Source organism: Loktanella sp. DJP18 (assembly GCF_049310965.1).
Taxonomy (GTDB): Bacteria; Pseudomonadota; Alphaproteobacteria; order Rhodobacterales; family Rhodobacteraceae; genus Loktanella.
In genome coordinates, this window is sequence record NZ_JBMERN010000388.1 from 1 (window position 1) to 676 (window position 676).

1 protein-coding gene is annotated in these 676 nt (G+C 47.8%); it reads left to right on the forward strand.

Going from position 1 to position 676, the window contains the following annotated elements:
- Positions 1-203 precede the first annotated feature (203 nt).
- A partial coding sequence (locus tag ACOI1H_RS26070) for an IS110 family transposase (RefSeq protein ID WP_422441262.1) occupies positions 204-676 on the forward strand: 473 nt, incomplete at its 3' end.

A 676-nucleotide genomic window follows, 5' to 3' on the forward strand; every position in this document is an offset into this window, starting at 1 on the left:
TCTTATGAAGATCTCAGCTTTTGTGCAAAACAAGAGCCACAGATCAGCATTTTAAAATGCTGATCTGTGGTGGTGGTTGGATCGTCTGACGCTTGGTCTTTGAGGACCGTTGTAGAGTAAGATCAAACACCACCTTCGCCAAAGGCCTGAACGGATACAGAGCGGCACGAAGCCCTCTAGGACAAGCATAGGATATGACGAAGATGACGGATGATACCATTGGTATAGACATTTCCAAAGCCACCTTGGACATTCACAGGCTGAGCGACGGAAAAATGATGTCGTTTAGCAATTGCACTGCAGGATTTAAGGCGCTCTCTAAGTTCTGTGCGCAGACGGTGGTGACACGCGTTATTTATGAAGCAACGGGCGCTTACCACAGTGGGCTAGAACGTGCTTTGGGCGCGCATTTACCATTAGTAAAGGTAAACCCGTTGCAGGCGCGTCGGTTTGCACAAGCCCAAGGTATGCGCGCAAAAACCGATGCCGTTGATGCCAAAATGCTGGCAATTATGGGGGATGCTTTTGCATTAGAACCAGATGAGCCGGCTACAAAGATACAACACGATCTGAGTGAGTTACGCACCTTCCGCTCAGGATTGATCAAAGACAGAACCCGTATTTTGAGTCGTCTAAAAACCCAAACTTTGTCTATCACTTGCCGTCAAAGCAAATC